Below are 22193 nucleotides of genomic sequence, written 5' to 3' on the forward strand. Positions count from 1 at the left end.
AGTATTAGAGGGTTACCTAGACAAAGCTGCTATTACGCCCAGCGATTTAACAAGTGGCCATTACGGAGCACCACCCCAATCACATTTTCTGGTACGGACGCCATGGCAGATGGGTAACAAAATGGACGCTCCATGCCCAAAATAAAAAAGCAAAAAGGCCGTTACGCATAGGCCCGACATGCAGGGTAAGATCAAGAGCCAAAACCTGCTAACAATCCCAGAACCAGATGATGCCGAATGTCGGCAGATTGCTGCAGAACGCGTCACTTATACCTTGAGGAGCGCTATCGATGGCGAAACTCCACGCGTCCCTCCACCCTGTCGCAGGGCGTTCGGTTGATGAACATCGGCCATTGAAAACCGTTGGTTTTTTGGTCATACCAAATTTCACCACTATCGGCTTCGCTTCCGCTGTGGAAACCTTGCGCATAGCCAATATGGCGGCGCGTCAAACGATGTTCCGCACGGTTATCATCGCTGCCAACATGGAGCCGGTCATGGCCAGCAACGGCATGCGCCTGCTGCCCGACTACACCATCACCGATGCACCAAAGCTGGATATGCTGTTCGTTGTCGGATCAAACCCTATCGTCTCTAATCACAGCAGCCTACCGCTACTCAACTGGCTCCGTAAGCTGGCGCATGATCAAGTGCCCCTAGGCGGGATTTGCACTGGAAGCCACTTATTGGCGCGCGCAAACTTACTTAAGGGTTATCGCTGCACTATTCACTGGGAAGACATCGAAGCTTTGAAGGAGCGTTTCCCGGGCATCATTATTTCCAATCAGTTGTTTGAGCTTGATCGCGATCGCTACACGTGCTCAGGCGGCGTGGCCTCTATGGACATGACACTGCAGTTGATAGCGCGCGAACCCGGTGGTCGCGAAATTGCAGCCCATGCAGCCGAGTTGCTACTGTGTGATCGGGTCCGGGGCGCGCAGGAACAGCAGCGTGTGCCATTACGACAGAAACTGGGCACCTCTCAACCTAAGCTCAGCCAGATGGTGGCAATCATGGAGGCCAATCTTGAGGAGCCGTTGGGCCTTGAGGAGCTCGCGCGATTGAACGAAGTGTCGGTACGGCACCTAGAGCGGTTGTTTCACAAGCACCTACAACGCACGCCGAGTCAGTATTACCTGGAACTGCGCCTGTCGCGAGCGAGACAATTGCTACTGCGCAGCGAGTCGCAAGTTCGTGATATCGCCCTCGCTTGCGGCTTTATCTCCCCTGCGCACTTCTCCAAATGCTACAGCCGTTTCTTCGGGATATCACCCCTCGGCGAACGCAAGCAAGTGGCTGCGATGCATTAATTTATAGGGCGTATCCTCATCGCAATGGCGACCGCGAGGACTCCACTGAACAGGCTATGCCCCCTATATATTGGGTTGTGACGTTCGGGTCAGTCTTGCAAAGCTTTATGCGCAGTCTCGCGGCTCGCCAGCATGGCAATTAACGCTACAGCGGCGGCCGCCAGCAGATACCAGGCTGGTGCCATTTTATTACCGGTCAGCTGAATCAGCCAAGTCGCAATAAATGGCGCCGTACCGCCGAACACCGCATTGGCGATATTGAAGCTGAAGGCAAAACCACTGAAGCGCACGCGGGTCGGGAATATCTCGGCGAGGAAGCACGGCAAGGTGCCGTCGTTCATCGCCAGGATCGCGCCGAAGGCTATCTGGATCATCAGGATGACGATCAGCGGCTGGTTGTTCAACATGCCGAACAGCGGCCATGTAAGCGCCAGAAACAGCACCGATGCGGTCAGCAACATGGCCTTGCGTCCGAACAGATCCGACAGCTTGCCCATCAGGAAAATCAGCCCGATGTAGGTCGCCAACGACACAGTCGACGCCATGAACGAATCGCTCTCGCTCATGCCCATCTCGGTAGACAGGTAGGTCGGCATATAACTGAGCAACAGGTAGAACGCTACCGCATTCAAGCATGTCACACCGATGCCGATAATCACGCTACGCCGGTGTAAGGTCAAAAGTTCGCGAACCGGAGCGTGGGTCGCGCATTCCTTGGCCTCGAGGCGTTTTTCCATCTCTAGAAATTTGGGTGTGTCTTGCAAACTCATACGGATGTAACGCCCGACTAGACCGAACGGCGCCGCCAGCAGGAAGGGCAAACGCCAGCCCCAACTGTGCAGATCCTCAACGCTCATCCACGAATGCAAACCGGCCACGAACACTGCGCCGAACAACAAGCCGGCAGCAGTACTCGCCGGCACGATGCTGGTATACAAACCGCGTTTACCCTCAGGGGCATACTCGGCCAGAAAGGCTGATGCCCCAGCGTACTCTCCGGAAGCGGAAAAGCCCTGAAACAAGCGGATTAGTAACAACAGAGCGGGTGCCCACAGACCAATATGGTTGTAAGTCGGCAGGATACCGATGCAGAAGGTCGAGATTGACATGATCAGAATCGACCAGGACAACGCGCTGCGCCGCCCGTACTTGTCTCCGAAGTGACCCCAGACTAGCCCTCCCAGCGGGCGAACGAAAAACGACAGCGCAAACACCGCGAAGGTTGCCAGCAGCCCGGTCGCCTTGTCGGTCTGCGGAAAAAACGTCAGTGCAATCACGGTTGCCAAATAGCCGTAGGCCGCGTAGTCGAACCATTCGACGAAGTTGCCCATGAAGCTGGCACTGGCCGCGCGCCGCAGTGCCTTGCGCTCGGAAATCCGTTCAAGCTGCTGTTCCAGGATCGGCGTCAGACTTGCGTTTTGGGTGCTCATTGCGCACCTCCGGGGGTAGAGGTGCTGTTATCGGAATGAAGAGGCAACGCTGTATCGCTACCAGAAGCGGTATGGAAATTGAACTGCTTCGAGCCCGTGGCCGGAATCGTGACGTAGTACATGACAAATACCCTCTATTGTTTTACTTGGCAGGGTTAAGGGTCAGTAAATGATGCGCGATATTATCGTGCACGCGTTGGTTTTTCCGGTTTAACTCAGCCGCCGGGACGGTATTTCCTATACTTTTACTATTAACAAAAGAAAACGCCGCACAGGTTCACTGTGCGGCGCCTAATCTCACTTCTTGATGATGTTATGTTCCGGGCCATACGGGAATTTGGTGATGTTTTCCCCGCCCTGCTCGTTGACGATCAATATGTCATGTTCGCGGTAACCGCCCGCGCCCGGAAGGCCTTCAGGCAGCATGATCATCGGTTCAATGGAAACCACCATCCCCGGCTCCAGTACCGTGTCAATGTCTTCGCGCAGTTCCAACCCAGCTTCGCGGCCGTAGTAATGGCTCAGTGTACCGAAGGAGTGGCCGTAGCCGAAGGTGCGGTATTGCAGCAGATCGTGCTCAAGGAAAATCTCGTTGAGTTGCAGAGCGATATCGCAGCAGCGCATGCCCGGCTTGATTAGTTTCAGGCCGGCCTCGTGCACTTTAACGTTCACTTCCCACAAACGGAGATGCTCGTCGGAGCAATGGTCCAGGAACATTGTGCGTTCCAGCGCAGTGTAATAACCAGCGATCATCGGGAAGCAATTGAGGCTCAGGATGTCGCCCTTGTTAACCTTGCGCGAGGTCACCGGGTTATGAGCACCGTCGGTGTTGATGCCAGACTGGAACCAGGTCCAAGTGTCCATCAGTTCGGAGTCCGGGAAGGTGCGGGCAATTTCGCGCACCATCGCCTGGGTAGCGTGCAAGGCGACTTCATACTCCGGCACCTGATCACGCAAGGCTTCCACGACTGCTGCGCCACCGATGTCTGCCACGCGGGCACCATGACGGATGATTTCATGCTCTTCGGCGGATTTGATCATGCGCATACGCATGCAAGGTGCACCGATATCCACCAGTTCGGCCTGCGGGTAACGACTGGCAAGTTTGTCGCGATTGAGCAGGTTCAGATGGTCAAATTCGATGCCAATGCGTCCAGCTTTCGGCAAAGCTTGCTGAATCGCGACGAAATAATTATCGCGCTGCCAGTCTGTGTAAATGATGTTCTCAGTGCCCACGGTGCGGCGCCAAGGCTGACCGCCATCGATGTTGGCGCTGATGGTAACGGCACTGTCTTGGGTAACGACCAGCGCGTACGGGCGACCGAAAGAGCAAAACAGGAAATCGCTGTAGTAGTTGATGTTGTGATAGGACGTGAATACTGCCGCATCAATATTGTTTTGCGCTAGATACGCTCGCAATTTGGCCTGTCGATTGGCGTACTCCTGAACCGAAAACGTCGATTTTACTTTTTCGCCGTTCTTGATCTGGATCGTTTTAGGCATTTGCATGTCATTTATCCTTGTCGTTGATTGAGCGACATAAGACGCCACTCTGGCTGGCCGCTGAACATCATTCGAACAGATGCGAACTAGGATTTTTTGTGCGAATCCGACCTGTAATTGGCCAGACCCGCTATTTTCGAAGGCGAACTCAGGCCTAATCAAAAAAAGTGCTCCACAGCGCGACGTTTTGGATGGCATACGTCCATCAACACTCAGCACGTCGCGCGTGAGGCTGCGACGGACAGGTTGTGCGGGCTATTCGACGCCAGGGGACGCCAGTCAAATCTCAGGCAACTACGTCATCATCTCGATACGTCGAGCTAGCTTGGAAAAGGCAAAATGTCTGGAGGTCGGTAATTGAACGTCGCCGATTTGTGACGTCAGCTTGGCTGATTTCGCGTGCGCCTTGATTAGTGAATTGCAACATCATCAGCCGCACTGACGCCAGATATAGATAGCACTACTTCCAGCAGACAGGCCTATCGGAGTTATGCGCGCCCAGCTGCCCACCATCATGACTTTGCCTTGTGGAGTAACATCAGACTACAGATTATTACGTAGGCGCCTGGAGCGGACAGGATCAAACATTAGCAGGCCGCCTGACCGCTAGCCTGTAGGGGTCTGCCAAGTGCAGCGTATTTGCGCTGTTATCGGTGATCAGAGCGAAAAAGCGCTTGAGTTCCGAGTAGCCCAACACATCTCAGATGTGCAGACCGGCTTCCAGAATGGGCGATGGATGCGATTCATTAGCGGATATCATGATATTAACGATAACATCCTTGCCGAGGCAGATCTTCATGCTAGCCCGATCAATCTCAGGATAAGGGTATGGCCACGGTGGTAGAGAGATTACCGAAACAAGCTTGGCGATGGATAATTTCGGTCTAGAAGTAAATAACATTGATATGCGAACGGTTGAGCACTTTCGAATCGGCCACACAAAACACCCAGGGCTCTGTCTCTTAAATCTACATCGATAAGCCACTTCATAACGGTTATCTGGAATTAAGTTCGGACCTGAGGGATCGTACCACTTGCGCCTAGTTTAACTGCCAGATTCTTTTCAACTTCTAACATCATGTATCCCCCATACTCTTGTGCTAGAAATTCGCACATGAGCCCTTGAACAGCTTGGCGGCCAATACATGTTAGGCGTCCACGGTCGACACAGAATGGCGCGGTGACAAACTTGATGTCTTTGTAAATACCGAGGTGCTGGGAGTATCCTATTTCAGGAAGGCTGCAACGAAAACCATTTAGCGCGCCACTCATTGCCAACAACCAGCCCGCACCGCCGAAGGCCCCCAGATCAACAGGCTCGGTGCTCCAATGGTCCAGCCGCTGCCTGATATCATCGTAATCCGTATCGGAATGTATATTCTCGGCGGTACACAGGATCAACACATTAAATAACTGCGCATGGTCCAGCCGAGTAGTTTCAGTAGCTATGCCGCTGCTTGCGTTAAGCGTGCCCCCTTCTAAACTGAGAATTTGCCATTCACAAAGCTGAAAGCCTGCTACATGATTAGCGGATCGTAGTGGCTGTATAGCATTCGCTAATGAATATAGGTCAAACCCCTCAGTGAGCAAGAACCCAACTTTCACAATATCCAAGTCACCTCCAGGAAATCTAGGCACTTTTCTGCATCCTCGGAACCATGCTCAAACGCGACACCGCACAATATAACATTTAGCAACTAATATTTCTGGAAAGAGATCAGACGATAGCTTGATCACAAAGTAAGACCATTGATGTAAATGCAATTCAATTTACACTGCCACCATTCTGCCGCTCATTCCATGACGTAAGGAACTGAAGTAAGCGAGGGCTGGTAGGAGCCCCAAATATCTGGCTAGGAGGTCCCTGTTCCTCTACGCGACCATCAGCGAGAAAGACGACTTTATCCGATACCTTTGCCGCGAATCCCATCTCATGCGTCACGATGACTAATGTCATACCTTCACTCGCCACGTCCTTAATGACATTGAGCACCTCTCCTACTAATTCGGGGTCTAAAGCTGAGGTAGGCTCGTCAAAGAGCATAATGCTGGGTTCCATCGCCAACGCTCTGGCTATTGCCACCCGTTGCTGTTGACCTCCGGAGAGTTGACTCGGGTAGCTTGAAGCCTTATGAGCGAGACCGACCTTTTCAAGCTGGGCCTCCGCCATCGCATATGCCGCAAGTTTCGGCATTTTTTTTACAAGCCTCAAGGGGGTGGCAATATTATCAAGAACACGCATATGTGGCCATAGATTGAACTGTTGAAAAACCATGCACACCTTGCGAAGCGAACTCTGGATTATGTTTTCGGGCAATTGGTACAAACCTCCAGTAACAGAGCTTCCGTAACCAATAAGGCGGTTATTTACCAGTACCTCACCACCGTCATATTCTTCAAGAAAATTTATACATCTCAGCAACGTTGATTTACCAGATCCAGAACCTCCGATGATGCTAACCACCTCGCCTTTCGCGACGGTGAGTGAAATGCCTTTGAGCACTTCATGTTGACCATAGCTTTTTTGCAAATCACGAATTTCTATAGCGTATGAATTGGACATGCATAACCTCAGCGCTGCAGATAATTTTTAAAATACCGCTCAGCTCTGGAACCAATGCCAGCTAGTACAATGGCAATAGCCCAATACGTCAACGCCAATATCGTATATGGCTCCAGCATGGAGTAGCTCTGAACAGCAATTGTCATCGCCACGTTAGTTAACTCAGCGACTGTTATAATCGACAAAACAGACGACTCCTTTAGTAGAATTATCGTCTGCCCGACGACTGCTGGTACGCACCGAGCCATCATCTGCGGCCACAGCACAACGCGAAATACCTGGGTACCTGTCAGTCCCAGATCTCTTGCAGCTTCGAGTTGACCTTGTGGAATTGACTCACGTCCGGCACGAAATATCTCTGCAAAATAGGCTGCACCATACAACCCTAGACCTATCAATCCTACGGTTTCTGCAGTCCATTCAATACCTATGTATGGTCCCCCATAGAAAACCAAAAATAATTGTAGAAGAAGCGGCGTACCCCGAAAAACATTTAAATACAGCTGGTATAAAAAGGCAAATGGCTTGTTATCAGGCTTGTATAAACTCTGTAACACCAAGCCCAAAACCATCCCCAGCGCAATTCCCCCGATACTCATTTTCAGCGTAACGCAAATCCCAGCTAGGATTGAGCCACCGTACTCGTCAAACAGACCAATGCCGATCAAAGGCACCTCCTACGCAATTTTTAGCCTAGCTTCCAGCCAGTTACCCACCCGTCCAGTCGCCATTGTTAGAGCCAAGTAAAGCAGCCCGGTCACGATAAAGAATTCGATGGGGCGGTAGGTAGTTGAGGCAAGGGTTTGAGCTGTCCTCATAAGCTCATGTACAGCGACAGCAGAAATCAATGAGGAATTTTTAATGATATCGATAGTTTCGTTTACAAGAGCAGGCAACATGGCCTTCAACACTTGAGGTGTTTTAATATAAATCAATGCTTGCCAGCGCGACAGACCAAGATCTCTGGCCGCCTCAGTTTGACCGTATGGCAGAAGCTGGAAACCGGAGCGCAATATTTCACCTTGGAAGGCTCCACTGTTCAAAGTTAATGCGACAATCGCGGCCGCCAGTGGAGGTAAACTTATTCCGATAGAAGGTAGTGCATAAAACACTAGAACAAGCTGTACCAACAAAGGCGTGCCTCGAAAGAAGCTTACATAAACAGCGCAAAACATCCGGAGCCACCTACGCTCACTCATCAGACCAAGACAAACAGCCCAGCCCATCACCAGCCCTAACGCAATAGCGGTCAAAGATACCCATAGTGTGGTAAATAGGCCTGCCAAAAGCTGTGGCAAATAGTGGGCTGTAGCTGTTAAATCAAACATACCTAATTTTCCCGATTAGCATTACTGCATTCAGTTTATCGGTGCTGGAACAGCATCAGTAGGTAGAGGCATTTCGAAGCCGAACCATTTGCGCTGAAGTTTGGCTAACTCACCGCTTGCGTTCAGCTTTGCAATACCGTCACTAAAGAATTTAACAAGAGAGGCGCTGTCAGCATCTTTACGACCGGCCCACGCATAGTATGTCGGCGGTCCGAAGGGAGGCTGTACAATTTCAAATACATCTCCACGCTCCTTGATTAAAGGCGCGAGATTGGGTAGGGATTGAACGACTGCATCGACACGACGGGAGGCCAAAGCCGCATAAGCCTCATTATAGTCCATAAATGCCTTGATTTCTTTCACGCCCGAGTTCTTCGTCGGCTGTAGTACAGTCCGCTCATACTCCTTGAGCACGTCGATTTGTGGTGCCCCGGCTTGACTTCCTACTACCATGCCAATCAAATCTTCGGCACTATTGATCCGGGCGTCTCCTTTACGCTTCAATACTGCCACACTAGCAGTGGAGAAAGGCAAGGTAAAAGCAAAACTTTCTGCGCGCGCCTTAGTTATAGTAAGTGACGTGGCTACGAAGTCGAATCTTTTGCTGGATAATCCAGGAAGTATGCCCTGAAATGGAACATCTAATTGTTTAAGTTTAACCCCGGGCAAATCAAGCATAATCGCGTCGAGTAAGTCTTTCCCGTACCCGACAATTTTACCGTCCTCGATCATCTCAAAAGGCGCATAACGTGCTTCGGTTGCGACGACAATCTCGCCACGCCCCTTGATGTCAGAAAGTAAATCAGCCTTAGCCTCAACAGCTGCAAAGGACACTAAAGTGCCAACTAACAATGGGGTCAGCAGCGAGTACAGTGGTCTCATGACGCGATCCTTTCGATGAGTTACGAGTAGAAGTGGGCGAACCGGTTGGCGTTCACACAGCATGTCCACAACCGAAATCATGAACAAACGGCTATTTTTAACGTCGACTCATTAGGTTTACTAATGTCGGCATGACTCATGCTTGTACCGGTAAAATCCCAACAGCTGGAGCCTCGTCATGTCTCGTGCCCTACCTTCTCTTGAGGGATTGCGCTACTTCGATGCTGCTGCACGGCACTTGAGCTTCACTCGCGCATCAAAAGACCTGTTCCTTACACAAAGCGCTGTAAGCCAGAAGATTCAAGCGCTTGAGCAGGAACTGGGCTATGAGCTTTTTTATCGCCTGCCTCGGGGTTTGAGGCTTACGCAACGCGGTGAACGCTTGCACGTCGGAGTCGACCAAGCGTTGAGGCTTTTAGGAATGACTTTGCACCAAATTGGAGATGAAGAGCTAAGTGGCACGCTAAAAGTGCGCGTTATGCCCTCCTTCGCTAGCAAGTGGTTGCTGCCGCGGATGCCATCCTTCAATCAAGCCTACCCTGGCATACAGTTGGAGGTAGAAGCGGATCTGAGTACCCCTAATTTCAATAGCGACGGCGTCGACTTGGCAATCAGCTGCGCTTGGACTGACAATGCCAAACTCTCTCAGCTACACCTATTCGATGACCTCGTTTATCCAGTAGCCAGCGCGGATTTGTTGGCACGAGTAGAAATCAAAGATTATGGTGATTTGTGCCAGACAATCTTGTTACATGACTCTATGCCTCACGCTGCCTACAGCACCAACTGGGACGCTTTTTTCTCCCGGCACAGCCGCTACGATATCAATACCCGTGGAGGCTGCTCATTTTCACGGGCAGACCTTGTGTTGCAGGCGGCTTGTGATGGTCAGGGGGTCGCGTTAATGCGGCATTCGCTGTGTGCAAAAGAGATAGCAAACGGTACCTTGGTCAGGCCGTTCCCTGAGGTAATGCAAGATGGCCAAGTATGGCTAGTGCACCCCAGCATTCATGAAGACCGCCCTCGGGTTCAGGCGCTAAAGAAGTGGATCAAGAGCGAGGTGGAGCAGCATCTGTCGCAGCGGCGCTTGAACCTGGGCAGCTAGATATCTGTCTCAGCCATAAGCTCTGCTAATAGTACGGAATTAAAAATCGTCATTTGTTCCTATTGGGCGTGAAGGAGATGCTACGCGCTGCCTTCACTAGACAGGAACCTCGGCATGAGCATGCCTAATTACATTACACTTCAAAATGGACCTAAAACACGGTCTACTTTCAGTGTGAAGGAAATGTCCCGACGCCTTCAGCTGTTACGTCAGCATATGACCAGCACCAGTTTGGACGCCATTGTATTGAGTTCAATACACAACATAAACTATTTTGGCGACTTCCTCTTCTGCGAGTTTGGGCGTAGCTACGCATTAGTAGTAACGCACGATAGCTCCATTCTTATCACAACCAATATTGATGGAGGCCAAGGTTATCGCCGCAGCTGGGGAGATAATCTTGTCTATACAGACTGGGAGCGTGATAACTATTTCGTTGCTCTACGTAAAGCAATCCCATTAAAATCTCGCCGTATAGGCGTAGAGTTCGATCATCTATCCCTCGATAAATTTCGCAAGATCGAAGCCGCTCTTGATAATGCGGAACTGGTTGACATCGCGCCTGGCACCAACCGTATTCGTATGTTCAAGTCAATCGAAGAAATCCAGCTGATTCGTATTGGTGCAGCGGTAGCGGACGTAGGAGGTGCGGCTTGTTTAGACGCGATATCTGAAGGTGTGCCTGAGTACGAGGTAGCCATTGCGGGGACGTCTGCAATGACTAGGGAAATTGCTAGGCGTATGCCTTACTGCGAGTTACGCGACACGTGGACGTGGTTTCAATCCGGTCTGAACACCGATGGTGCACATAATCCCGTTACCAGTCGTCGAGTTAAATCCGGGGATATACTTTCAGTTAACTGTTTTCCGATGATCGCAGGCTATTTTTCTTCATTAGAACGAACGGCTTTTTTGGGTGAGCCAAATGCCCAGCAGCGTCGCATATGGGAAATCAACTGCAAAGTACACCAACGCGGGCAGGAGATAATCAGACCAGGGGTTCGTTGCTGCGATATTGCGGCAGAGCTAAATGAAATCTATCTACAAGCGGATCTGCTCAAATATCGCACATTTGGTTACGGTCACTCAAATGGAGTCCTTTGCCACTATTACGGACGGGAGGCTGGGCTCGAATTGCGCGAAGATATCGAGACGGTGCTAGAACCGGGCATGGTGGTATCGATGACACCAATGGTAATGCTACCGGAAGGTACGCCAGGTGCTGGGGGATATCGAGAGGGCAGCGTGCTCATTGTAAATGACAGGGGTGCGGAAAATATTACGAAATTAGGCTCTGGGCCTGAGCACAATATAATCAATCTTCCCTAGCAATTAACGTCCAGAGCGGTTCAATTGATCAAGAAGTTCCAAACATCAAGAATCTGCATCATTGATTAATGATATCTGCACCTCTGGGTCATGTGGAGGATACCTAATCAGAACCCGAATTTTTGGTTAAGAGACCGAGATTGTGGCTCTGGATTGCGTAAAAACATCGATTGCTACTCGGGTATTGCTTTCTGGTAGCACTCGAAATTAAATGACCTCACCGATTTGGTCGATGGAGGAAACAGCTAGCATGAATCGCTAGTTTGAATATTGATAGTCGGTGAGAGGCCTATCCATTAGGAATGGAGGTCCGTCACGCTATGGCTATTAATGTTTTTAATTCGCATAGCAAAAGCTTCTATCGCCCTATAGATGCCGCATTGCGCTGGTGCAATCTCACTCGCTACGAAGCCCAAATTATGCAGGCGGATTGGTCTCGTCCTGAGAACCTTGCAACCCTCTTTCCCCAATGGCCCAATCTTCACATCGCTGTCGAAAGGATTTTAGACGCCATACGCAATGGAGAACTGCCGTACGGCTGCCTCGGCGTTTCTGTTCCTTTGGGAAGCTACGTAGAGCCCTATCAGCTGACCATACGCCATTCAGACTTACGCCGCTGGATGGAAATTCATTATCCCGACCATAAGCCCAGCTTTTTATTCGAGTCCGGTGAGGATACATCTGCAAAGGTCAGTCTCGGAACGTTTCTTTCAGTGAAAGCAGATCGAGACGAGTTATCGAGAGCGTTGAAAGCGCAACAGCAACACATTCAAGAAATCTTGGGAGAACTCCAGTCGATTGGACTTGAAAGAGATGATCTCAAAGCCTTGGCCAAAACGAATGGTCAACTCAGCGAGCGTAGTGAACTGACCTATCACAATATGATCGGGGCATTGGTCAGCCTTCTTTTGGACCATTCGCCCGCCGGAAAACCTCTTTCGGTATTCACGAATCAAGCAGCCATCGTCGACGCCATTGTCGCCCGTCACAAAGATGTGCCCGGCCTCAGCAAGCGGACGCTGGATGAAAAGTTTGCCGTGGCCAATCGTAGCCTCAAGAAAAACAACTGATCCAGTCAATTGCGTTGCAATGGGCTTGATTGCAGTGCAATGACTCAGCCGCGCTAGTGCGATTCAATCCAAGTCACTTCCCACCACGCGCCAACAGGCGCCAGGAGTGACTAGCATGTCCAACCCATCGGTACCCGCACTCGAAGCACCTCAACCCCAACGCCACATCATGCGACGTGACGAGGTTGAACTAAAAACCGGCTTCAAACGTGCGCATATTTACAACCTGATGAAGGAAGGCAAGTTCCCGCGGGCGAAGCGTATCGGGCTGCGCGCAGTCGGCTGGGACTCTCTGGAAATCGAACACTGGATTGCAGAACGCCTTTCACAACAGGAGTGAGGGTGATGCACGTGGTCTCGGTGGTTTCCACCAAGGGTGGTGTAGGCAAAACTACAGTAGCGGCGAACCTCGGCGGCCTGTTGGCCGATGCTGGTCTCCGTGTTCTGCTCTTGGATCTGGATAGCCAACCCACCCTCTCCAGTTATTATTCATTGAGCCAGAAAGCGCAGGCAGGTGCGTACGAGCTCATTGCACTCAATCTAACAATACCTGAACGAATAATTTCTAGGACTGCAGTCGTCGGTCTCGACCTGATTTTCTCTAATGACGATCAAGGTCGACTGAGCACTTTGTTGCTACATGCCCCTGACGGACGACTACGCCTACACAATTTGCTCAACGATTTGCATCTCAATTATGACCTGCTTTTGATTGATACTCAGGGAGCCCGCGGTGTGCTGTTGGAAATGGCCATCTTGGCCTCCGATCTCGCCCTCTCTCCCATCACGCCGGAAATGCTCGCTGCCCGCGAAATGCGTCGGGGCACCTTAAAACTACTGAGTGAGCTCGAACCGTTTCGTCATCTAGGCATCGACCCGCCGCCGTTGCGGCTCTTACTGAACCAAGTGAACGTCAATCGAGTGGACACCCGGATGATCATCCGAAGCCTGCGCGAGAATTTCGCAGAGGCTACCAATATCTCGGTTCTAGACACCGTAATCCCGGACCGGGTGGCGTACCTCAATGCCGCCTCCCTCGGCTTACCGGCCCACCGAATAGATGCTCGCCCGTCGAGTAAACGCCGACGCTCGCAGTCTGCGCTAGAAGTAATGCAAGCGCTGGCAATCGAATTATTCCCGGAATGGCGCGAAGCGGTCTCATCGGTAATGAGGTGTGCGGAGTCTCGATAAACCAAATCGCCCAATTAGCTTTTTCACCGAATTATTTTTGTTTGATCGACCTTGAAGCCATCAGGGCTTGGTAAGGAGTTTTCTAATGTTGGATCAGTTTCCTATCGTTGTTCAGCCTTCCATTCGACCACACGACGCGGCTTGCGGGGAGTGCTGCACTTTAGTTTTTCGTTTGCAAGGGGGGCGCTCGGCCATGTTGTGGTTCCTCGCAGAACTCTCCCAACATTTCGAAGGTTCAGGGACTGCCGAAATCGTGAAATTCGAGGTCGGTGACCATTTGCGTAGCCGGCGTTAACCGAGGCGGTTCAGATGAAGAAGCTCAGTCAGGAGGAAATTACCGACAAGCTGCACCAGGACCACTTCACTCAAGGTCCTGGACTGGAGCGACTGTCCGATCCCGTCATCGACACTCCCATGCTGGTCACTCTGGAACAGTTACGTCCCTACGAACACAACCCACGCTTCATTCGTAACCCGCTTTATGACGATATCAAGGCGTCGATCCGTGAACGCGGGCTGGATCAACCGCCACCGATAACCCGCCGCCCGGGTGAAACCTCTTTCATCATCCGCAACGGCGGTAATACGCGCTTAGCCATTCTCGGCGAACTGTGGCAGGAAACTCGCGACGAGCGTTTCTTTCGGATCCACTGCCTGTTCCGACCTTGGGGCAATGAAATCACCGCCCTACTCGGCCATTTGGCGGAAAGCGACCTGCACGGTCAACTCACGTTCATCGAACGGGCGCTGGCAGTAGCCAAACTCAAAACCATGCTTGAGTCCGATGGCGCAGATCTATCACAACGGGAGCTGGCTCGACGTCTTGCCGCTGGAGGCTATCCGATTTCGCAGTCGCATATCAGCCGTATGCTGGACACCCTCGAACACTTATTGCCCGCCATTCCACAAACTCTGTATGCCGGATTGGGTAAGCCTCAGATAGAGCGCCTGATCGGTCTACGTAGTCAGGCTGAGCGAACCTGGAATCGTTATCCAACCGCTGCCGTTTCATTTGCAGAGTTCTGGCTAGAAACCATGGGCTACTTCGATGGCGATCCTGAATCTTTTGATCTTGAGCAGATCCAGGACGAATTGCTCGAACGCATGAGCCACCTGCTTGGACAGTCCTACCGTATGCTGGCCCTGGAGCTGAGCGATACCCAACGGGTCGTCGCCACGCCTGGGGCTGTCACCACCACGCCTCCAGAAAACAGCCATCGGCCAAGCGTGCATGAAACTGCGGCAGAGTCGCCCTCCTCCGACGCTAATCCCGAATCAACTGATGCCCAGAGCAAGATAGAACCAATTTCAGAAGAACGGCTCACAGCCCCCGAAAAAAATACTTCACCTGCGGTCAGTCATCTATCACGCGTTCAACAGATTCGTGAGCAAATCGATCGCGAGATCTCCACCGAGCCGACGTCTCCAGTCGAAACCTGCCCAATCGACGACCTTTGGATCATCACACCACAGCTGGATACACCTGAACAACTGCGTTTAGCCATTGCTGGACTGGCTCGAGAAATGGCGGCCTATGCCGGAGATGCCGAGAGCATCATTGATCAAAAGCGTGGCTTGGGCTTCGCCCTGAACATTGAGCGACTCGATCTTTCAGCGCCTCGCTCGACGGGCGTTCACCTAATGCTCCTGGCCCTGTTACGGGCTCAAGACGAGGTGAACTGGGAGGATCGCAAGCAAATCCCCTCCGCACTGTTCGGGCAGTTGTTGCTGGGGGTCTATCAACTCCCTCTACCAGATAGACCAGTCACGGACGTGGGCCTGGAGCGACTGCCTGACAGTATGCTAATCAAACTGTTTCGCCTGATCCGCTTGGCCCGGCGCCTAATCGACTTAACACTCATCTTTGAAGACAAAAACTCACCGGAGGAGCTGAGATGAATTTGTCCTTCAATATGCTCAATCAAGCCATGCTAACCCAGGTACTGCACGAACTACGCCTGGGCAACCTGCAACGCTGCAAGGCACTTGGACTGAGTGAGGATGACATCTTCATGCTGCAATCCTTACCACCGACCACGTTATCGCGCCTGGCCCATGCCACTGTCCCTTGGCTTGAGGTCAAGATTGACTCGCCGGTGCTGCATCGTTTGATCGAACAAGCTGAACGTGATGAACAGAACGAACGGTTGATCAACCGAGCGCTCAAACTCGGCGCCAGCAGCACCATTATGTACCAGTGTTTTGGCTTGGCGCATTCGGAAACAGCCATGCGTCGGCGTCTACTCAAGATAGAAACTCGTAAAGGCCGCCCCCAACATTTAAGCGAAGCGCAGGAGCATGCGTTGTGGCAACGTTGGTGCCAAATACGAACAGAGGACGGCACCGAGGATAAACTCGACGCTATGATGATGCTTGCCGAAGAACAGCAGATCAGCTTGACCATCGTTTGGCAGCAAATCGACCAGTACAGCAACAAAACATGAATGCTGTTCCTGCCAGTCGCTGGCAACGTGTCCTGCAGCAATGCACACAGCAGCTGCATGAGCGCTGGCCAGCCCGCCCTGCCACTGAACAGCCCTCCAATCAGGCTCTACAGGCTGGCTTTCTGTTCAGTGGCCAATCACACGAAGTCGTGCCGCGTCGCCTGCTGTTGGATAGTCGGCTGACGCCACTGGAACGTAATGCCTGGCAAGTGTTTCGACTCATGCTGCAAGGCCAGGGCGTGGTCACGCCGCGCTATGAGGATCTGCAGCCTTACTTATCGAGTGTGCCCTACGGCGCCTTAGCCTCCCGTGAAACCATTGCTCGGGTGTTGACGATGCTCAGGTTGACGCGCTGGCTCAGTTTGGTGAGTCGCGGACGCGATCAGCTCAGCGGACGTCTCCAAGGTTCTCTGTATGTCCTGCACGATGAGCCGTTAACCCCCGCCGAAGCCTTGGAACTGGATCAGGATTACCTGGCGCTGGTCGGACATGCCCTCGGTCATGCCACCAAGGCGGTGCGTATTGTCGCCCAGCACGTTGTGGAGGAAGTCCGCCAAGACACGAATATCGATCAGGATCGGTTACCGACGCGGCTCGACAGTTGGGGCGAACTTTGGGCGCAGCAAGGATTGGATCCGGCAACCGATGCCACTCTGCACGATTCCGAACGGAGGGAAGATGCCCTCGTTCGGAATCGTGCAGGCCCTCGTTCGGATTCCGAACCGAGTCTGAACGCCAGTGTTTCCCGCACCGTTCGGAATCCGAACGCCGCCTGTACTGTATTAAAAGAAAGTATTTGTACAGTACCGCGCGCGACCCCAGCGGTGGTTAACCTGCACTGGCCTGCTGCGCTGCACCTGAGCCCAAACGAGCGTCAGGCCATCGCCGTGGCGCTGAACAAGCTCAAGCCCGCGGATCGGCAGGCGGTGCTCAACGAAGCGGGAGCACGCTGTACGGCCGGCGGTATCCGCAAGCCAGCGGCGTATCTGATGGGTCTGATCCAGCGTGCGCTGAAAGGTGACTTTCGTCCTTGGGCAGGTCAGGCCGAACCGTCACCCATTGCAGAACCGCCCCCACCCGCCCCCTCGCGGCCATCTCGACAACAGGGCGAACCCGCGTCTGCCCTTGCCCAAGCGTGCCTGAATGAGCTGCGCCAACTGCGTGGCAAACGCGGTGGACGTCAGTAGATTTGATGCCAGTGGCATCAAATCCAGGGAGTTCCACTCTACGAACACATCGGACCATACCATGAAATTTTTAGGAAAAAGCCGGGGCATCTCCTCCCATGAACGTAGACGTCAATGGATTTGATGCCACTGGCATCAAATCCACTGACGTCTCCATAGTTAACCCTCTTAAACCAAACCGAACAGACCGCATTCAGCTTTTTGGCTGTCCTTCACCTTCATCTGTCGCAACGTTCCTGTCCAAGCGAATGCGAGGACACCACCGTGGCCGATCACTATCAACTCAATCTGGGTTCATTGCGCAGCAGCATCACCCTGACCCTGCACACCCACCATGCCGCCCGTATCTGGCAAGGTCGAGCCGCACGCGAAGGCGTCCACTCGATCATGGGTATGGCCGGCTACATCAGTGTCACCAACCTGATCAAACAAACCGCGGCCCAGGACGATCCCTATGCCGATTGGGCCATCGTGCAACTCGAAGAAAAACTGATGCAGGCCAAGGCTGGGATGCGGGAACTGACCCAACAGCTGGATCGGATCAGACAGGACCTGCCGACACAGATCGACATGGGGGACAACCTCAACATCCACCCCGTCACCTTGCCGTTGTACATCGGCAGCCAGCTGGGTTTTCTCGCGGTCTACCTGCTGACCGACTACGACACCCTGGTGCGTCGTACCCTGTTGGCCCATCACACCGCCCTGATCGGCCGTATCGACATGGAAGCCTGGATCGACGACGGCGCCCATCTGCTGCGTAGCCTGTTCAGTCAGGCACAGCGCTATCGGCATGCCGGCGTCACGCGTGATGACATGGCGGCGAACAACGCCCGGGCCATTGCGGCCATTGAGAAACTGGGTTTGCCCCCGATGGACATTCTTGAGGGTCATCGCCGCTCCCAGTTTGCACCGCCAATCACTCGCCGTGGTGCGGTGGCAGTGGATGATGCCGACGCGTTGGCAGAGGACGCGGGAGAGCCCTCTGCGACAGTGGATGAGCCGGAGGACGAAGCATGAATCCGATGATCCCGGCTCAACCAATGCCCTTCGAAGCGTTAACACCGGATGCCTATCGACAGCTCGAACACGCAGCCTCCCTAAAAGGCCTTTTAAAACCTTTTAAGGGTAAGGGGGAGTTGGAGCACCTGGCGCAGGTGGCGAGGGAAATCGAGGCGCAGTTATGTCACCTGATGGAGGCTGTGGTGCAGCAAGCCGGACAGCCCCCTTACTCGCTGCTGGACATTCGTTTAGTGCTGCAGAACACCAGCGCAGGCAGCACCTTTTTGCGTTGGCGCACCCGTGACTTCGCCCGTATGGGGGTTGCGGTCTGGGAACGCCAGATCTGCAACAACGCCCTGCCGCAGGCCGTACGCGAGAGATTGCACCGCTTCGAATGCGATCGCATTGCACTGAACCTGCAGATGAGCGTGGTGCATTCGCTCTACCGCCAGGCCACGACCTGCGCGATCAACATGGCCAGTGCCGAACGGCTGCTGCGCCAGTTCACACCCGCAGTGGAGGTATCACGATGAGTACTTTTTTCGTTGGCGAAGGCAATATCGGCAGTGCGCCAGAATTCCAGGAGTTCGCCTCTGGCAATGACGAGCCGCGGCGTTTGCTACGGCTGAATGTGTACTTTGACAACCCCATCCCACGCGAGGGCAGCTATGAAGATCGGGGCGGCTATTGGGCGCCGGTTGAGCTCTGGCACCGTGAGGCTGAACACTGGAGCACCCTGTACCAGAAAGGCATGCGCGTACTGGTCGAAGGTCGTACGGTGCGCGATGAGTGGGAGGACAGCGAAGACAATGCGCGGGTGACCTTCAAGATCGAGGCCCGTCGAGTCGGCATCCTGCCTCACCGGGTGCACAGCGTGGTCATGCGGGAACGCTCCAGTGAACCGACGACCGCTCAAAATACTGAGCAGGCCAGCTCGCCGACCTCGAAACCCAGGAAACACAGAGGGCAATCACCTAAGGCCTGAACGACTTCAGGCATAAAAATTGCGCCTTTGCGCGAAGTTCCTGGCCTGTCATTGCTCGCGGCTCATGAAGCCCCCCACCCAGTTACAAACGCTCCAATAAGGTAGCAGCTTCAGCCCATTCAAAGCCGCCCTCACCGACTAATATGAGGAACCTGCCATTCGGGTTTCTCATATCTCGCACCTGCTACTTCGAACAACGCTGCTCCGAACTCAATCCGGAGTAGTTATATGCGCCTCTTCCTCTGCGAAAAACCTTCCCAGGGTCGTGACATCGCCAAGGTTCTCGGAGCCACTCGGCGTGGTGATGGTTGCCTAATCGGCCCCGAGACAACTGTCACCTGGTGTATCGGCCACCTACTGGAGACGGCCCCGCCTGAAACCTACGGCATTCAGTACAAAAACTGGTCGTTGGATCATCTACCTATCATTCCCGTGCAGTGGCAGGTCGAGGTCAAACCCAAGACTGCCGCGCAGTTCAAAATCATCAAACGCCTGCTCAGCGAAACCACCACCGTTGTCATCGCAACCGACGCCGACCGAGAAGGTGAGATGATTGCCCGCGAGTTGCTGGAGCTCTGCAAGTATCCAGGCTCCGTTCAGCGCCTCTGGTTGTCCGCCCTCAACGAGGCGTCGATTCGCAAAGCCCTCTCCTCGCTGAAGTCTGGTCAGGAGACCTTCCCGCTCTATCACTCGGCCCTCGCCCGCAGCCGTGCCGACTGGCTGATCGGCATGAACCTCAGTCGTTTGTTTACCCTTCTTGGTCGGCGGGCAGGCTACGACGGCGTTTTGTCAGTGGGGCGCGTCCAGACACCCACCTTACGTCTGGTGGTCGATCGGGATCGTGCGATTGCCGGCTTCGTCCCGGTACCTTACTGGAACATTGAGGTACACCTATCGTCGATGGGCCAGCGATTCATCGCGGCGTGGTTACCGCCATGCTCAGGACGGGACGAGTCGGGGCGTTGCCTACAACAAGTGCTTGCCCATCACGCGGTCCAAACAATCACCGACGAGAAGTCCGCCACGGTAATCTCGTTACATACTGAGCACTTCCGAGAACCGCCGCCCCTGCCCTTCGACCTAAGCACGTTGCAGGAAGTCTGCTCGCGTAAGCTGGGGCTCGGCGTCCAGGAAACCCTGAACATCGCCCAAGCCCTGTATGAAACCCACAAAGCCACCACCTACCCGCGCAGCGATTGCCGCTATTTGCCAGAGAATATGTTCAACGAGGCTCCCGCGGTACTAGACGCCCTGCTCAAAACGGATCCTGCACTCAGACCTGCATTCGAGGACCTCGATCAATCATTGCGCTCCCGCGCATGGAACAATGCCAAGGTCACTGCGCACCACGGCATCATCCCCACCATCGAACCGGCAAACCTGGTGCGGATGTCCGAACAAGAACGCCATGTCTACGAACTGATCCGTAGCCACTACCTAGTGCAGTTTCTTCCGCATCATGAGTTTGATCGGACCCAGGTCGAACTGGCGTGTGGCGAAGAACGATTGACCGCTGTGGGCAAACTGATCTTGGTCCAGGGCTGGAAAAGCTTACTCTCCGAAAACACCGAGGAGGATGAGCCCAGTCACAAATCCCAAGTCTTACCCATCTTGCAAAAGGGAGCGCAGTGCGCAGTGGACAATGCCGAACTCAAATCCATGCAAACGGCCGCTCCTAAACCTCTCACCGAGGGTGATCTGATCAAGGCGATGAAAAACGTCGCCAAGCTTGTCAACGACCCACGCCTGAAACAGAAACTTCGGGACACCACCGGTATCGGAACCGAAGCCACACGAGCCGGCATTATCAAAGGGTTAATTGATCGCGGTTATTTGCTGAAGAAAAAACGCGCCTTGATGGCCACCGCCGCGGCCCATACCCTGATCGAGGCGGTACCAGCAGCAGTCGCAGATCCGGGTATGACCGCAATCTGGGAACAGGCGTTGGACGAAATCGAAGCGGGACGCCTGACCCTAGATGCGTTCGTTGCCAAGCAGGCGAACTGGATTGCGCAGTTGATCGCACACTGCCGCTCGCTCACGTTGGCAATAGCGCTCGAAACGAACCCAGGCTGTCCCATGTGCAACGCCTCAATGCTCAAACGAAAGGGCAAATCAGGACCGTTCTGGTCATGCTCCCGATATCCGGATTGCAAAGGCACTGTGTCAATCAGTAAAGATACGCGTCGCTCATAATGTTCCATGGGGCGATAACCATGAAAATGGTGCGTTCTCCGCCTTGACCTAGTCCCATCCTCTCTGCTGTAGTGGCTCAGGGTAATCGCCAACGGCAACCCAAGGCCGATTAGCTCCGGGCAGTTCGGTCAAACTCTTCGAGTTCGGAGTCTCCTCTTCTGCGGGATCTCGTTCCCGTTTTGTGCTCGACCTGATTGTGGTGGCGGATGACCACTGTTGCCTCTACCCGGCAATAGCGGTCATCCGCTTCGGCGATCGTATTCAGTCCCGGAGCCCACCGGGGAAACAAGGGGCACCCTTTGTGCGCGGATGCGTGCCAGCATGTTCCGACCCAGGCCACGACAAGGATCGGTTGACGAATCATTGCGCAGTTCAACCAAGTTTTGCGAGGAGCTTGTCGACTGCGTAAGACCGTCAAAGGTGGCTTTTCTGTTCCTTGCCTGACACTCCGTCAGGCCCACTCTTCATTTTGTTCATGCCAGTGAATACCACTCTAATCCAGGCGTAAAAAATCGGGTTGCAGCGTCTTGACGCTCCCCTTTGACAGGCTTATACAAAGGGCGTGGTTCGCTGTCGTTGACAGCCCAGCCCAGGTGGCCAGAACCTTCAAGGCTACGCCACGTTCGTGGTGGTTTACCCAAGTGCGATTAGCGTTCGGAAGCTCGCGC

Annotated in this window: 21 protein-coding genes; 14 read left to right on the plus strand and 7 right to left on the minus strand. The window is 53.3% G+C overall.

The features are described 5' to 3' along the window. The first annotated feature begins 290 nt into the window (after nucleotides 1-290). Nucleotides 291-1310: a GlxA family transcriptional regulator gene (locus HBO05_RS22040; RefSeq protein ID WP_169864294.1), complete on the plus strand. Its 1020-nt coding sequence runs from the start codon at nucleotides 291-293 to the stop codon at nucleotides 1308-1310. A gap of 89 nt (nucleotides 1311-1399) precedes the next feature. Here the strand turns inward: HBO05_RS22040 and HBO05_RS22045 are convergent, their stop codons facing one another. The 7 genes from HBO05_RS22045 to HBO05_RS22075 form a co-directional block, all read right to left on the minus strand. Next, nucleotides 1400-2740: an MFS transporter gene (locus HBO05_RS22045; RefSeq protein WP_042558386.1), complete on the minus strand. Its 1341-nt coding sequence runs from the start codon at nucleotides 2738-2740 to the stop codon at nucleotides 1400-1402. A gap of 297 nt (nucleotides 2741-3037) precedes the next feature. Further along, nucleotides 3038-4249: a M24 family metallopeptidase gene (locus HBO05_RS22050; RefSeq protein WP_042558385.1), complete on the minus strand. Its 1212-nt coding sequence runs from the start codon at nucleotides 4247-4249 to the stop codon at nucleotides 3038-3040. Between the two features lie 999 nt (nucleotides 4250-5248). After that, nucleotides 5249-5857: a hypothetical protein gene (locus HBO05_RS22055; protein ID WP_052491505.1), complete on the minus strand. Its 609-nt coding sequence runs from the start codon at nucleotides 5855-5857 to the stop codon at nucleotides 5249-5251. Between the two features lie 151 nt (nucleotides 5858-6008). Next, on the minus strand, nucleotides 6009-6806 hold the full coding sequence (locus tag HBO05_RS22060; RefSeq protein WP_042558384.1) for an amino acid ABC transporter ATP-binding protein: 798 nt from the start codon (nucleotides 6804-6806) through the stop codon (nucleotides 6009-6011). A gap of 8 nt (nucleotides 6807-6814) precedes the next feature. Next, nucleotides 6815-7474, minus strand: a complete 660-nt coding sequence (locus tag HBO05_RS22065) for an amino acid ABC transporter permease (RefSeq protein ID WP_172314057.1) — start codon at nucleotides 7472-7474, stop codon at nucleotides 6815-6817. A 9-nt stretch (nucleotides 7475-7483) separates the two neighbouring features. Beyond that, nucleotides 7484-8134 (minus strand): amino acid ABC transporter permease, encoded by a 651-nt coding sequence (locus HBO05_RS22070; protein WP_042558382.1) that lies wholly within the window; start codon nucleotides 8132-8134, stop codon nucleotides 7484-7486. A gap of 30 nt (nucleotides 8135-8164) precedes the next feature. Further along, entirely contained in the window at nucleotides 8165-9016 is an 852-nt protein-coding gene (locus HBO05_RS22075) for a transporter substrate-binding domain-containing protein (RefSeq protein WP_042558381.1), read from the minus strand. A gap of 178 nt (nucleotides 9017-9194) precedes the next feature. Between HBO05_RS22075 and HBO05_RS22080 the strand changes: the two genes are divergently transcribed. The 13 genes from HBO05_RS22080 (at nucleotide 9195) to HBO05_RS22135 (ending at nucleotide 21525) form a co-directional block, all read left to right on the plus strand. Continuing rightward, nucleotides 9195-10121, plus strand: a complete 927-nt coding sequence (locus HBO05_RS22080; protein ID WP_042558380.1) for a LysR substrate-binding domain-containing protein — start codon at nucleotides 9195-9197, stop codon at nucleotides 10119-10121. Nucleotides 10122-10235: 114 nt separating this feature from the next. Then, nucleotides 10236-11450, plus strand: a complete 1215-nt coding sequence (locus HBO05_RS22085; RefSeq protein ID WP_042558379.1) for an aminopeptidase P family protein — start codon at nucleotides 10236-10238, stop codon at nucleotides 11448-11450. A gap of 320 nt (nucleotides 11451-11770) precedes the next feature. Then, nucleotides 11771-12520: a hypothetical protein gene (locus tag HBO05_RS22090; protein WP_042558378.1), complete on the plus strand. Its 750-nt coding sequence runs from the start codon at nucleotides 11771-11773 to the stop codon at nucleotides 12518-12520. A gap of 115 nt (nucleotides 12521-12635) precedes the next feature. Next, nucleotides 12636-12860, plus strand: coding sequence for an AlpA family transcriptional regulator (locus HBO05_RS22095; RefSeq protein WP_042558377.1), 225 nt, complete (start codon nucleotides 12636-12638; stop codon nucleotides 12858-12860). A 5-nt stretch (nucleotides 12861-12865) separates the two neighbouring features. Beyond that, a complete protein-coding gene (locus HBO05_RS22100) occupies nucleotides 12866-13711 on the plus strand; it encodes a ParA family protein (protein WP_042558376.1) in 846 nt (281 codons plus the stop codon). An 85-nt stretch (nucleotides 13712-13796) separates the two neighbouring features. Then, the gene (locus HBO05_RS29480; RefSeq protein ID WP_042558375.1) at nucleotides 13797-14006 is read left to right on the plus strand and encodes a hypothetical protein; all 210 of its coding nucleotides are present in this window, start codon (nucleotides 13797-13799) and stop codon (nucleotides 14004-14006) included. A gap of 14 nt (nucleotides 14007-14020) precedes the next feature. Then, the gene (locus HBO05_RS22105) at nucleotides 14021-15610 is read left to right on the plus strand and encodes a ParB family protein (protein WP_042558374.1); all 1590 of its coding nucleotides are present in this window, start codon (nucleotides 14021-14023) and stop codon (nucleotides 15608-15610) included. After that, nucleotides 15607-16155 (plus strand): DUF2857 domain-containing protein, encoded by a 549-nt coding sequence (locus HBO05_RS22110; RefSeq protein ID WP_010565142.1) that lies wholly within the window; start codon nucleotides 15607-15609, stop codon nucleotides 16153-16155. The genes HBO05_RS22105 and HBO05_RS22110 overlap by 4 nt, the downstream gene beginning before the upstream one ends. Further along, complete coding sequence (locus HBO05_RS22115; protein ID WP_131672194.1) at nucleotides 16152-17342, plus strand: STY4528 family pathogenicity island replication protein; 1191 nt, start codon at nucleotides 16152-16154, stop codon at nucleotides 17340-17342. Before HBO05_RS22110 ends, HBO05_RS22115 begins: the two co-directional genes overlap by 4 nt. Nucleotides 17343-17606: 264 nt before the next feature. Then, a complete protein-coding gene (locus HBO05_RS22120; protein WP_042558373.1) occupies nucleotides 17607-18362 on the plus strand; it encodes a PFL_4669 family integrating conjugative element protein in 756 nt (251 codons plus the stop codon). After that, entirely contained in the window at nucleotides 18359-18877 is a 519-nt protein-coding gene (locus HBO05_RS22125; protein WP_042558372.1) for a DUF3158 family protein, read from the plus strand. Before HBO05_RS22120 ends, HBO05_RS22125 begins: the two co-directional genes overlap by 4 nt. Continuing rightward, nucleotides 18874-19329 carry a single-stranded DNA-binding protein gene (locus HBO05_RS22130; protein WP_042558371.1) on the plus strand — a complete coding sequence of 152 codons (456 nt, stop codon included), beginning with the start codon at nucleotides 18874-18876 and terminating at the stop codon, nucleotides 19327-19329. Before HBO05_RS22125 ends, HBO05_RS22130 begins: the two co-directional genes overlap by 4 nt. Nucleotides 19330-19557: 228 nt before the next feature. Next, entirely contained in the window at nucleotides 19558-21525 is a 1968-nt protein-coding gene (locus tag HBO05_RS22135) for a DNA topoisomerase III (protein WP_042558370.1), read from the plus strand. Nucleotides 21526-22193 lie beyond the last annotated feature (668 nt).

Source organism: Pseudomonas sp. WS 5079 (genome assembly GCF_012985465.1).
Classification (GTDB): domain Bacteria; phylum Pseudomonadota; class Gammaproteobacteria; order Pseudomonadales; family Pseudomonadaceae; genus Aquipseudomonas.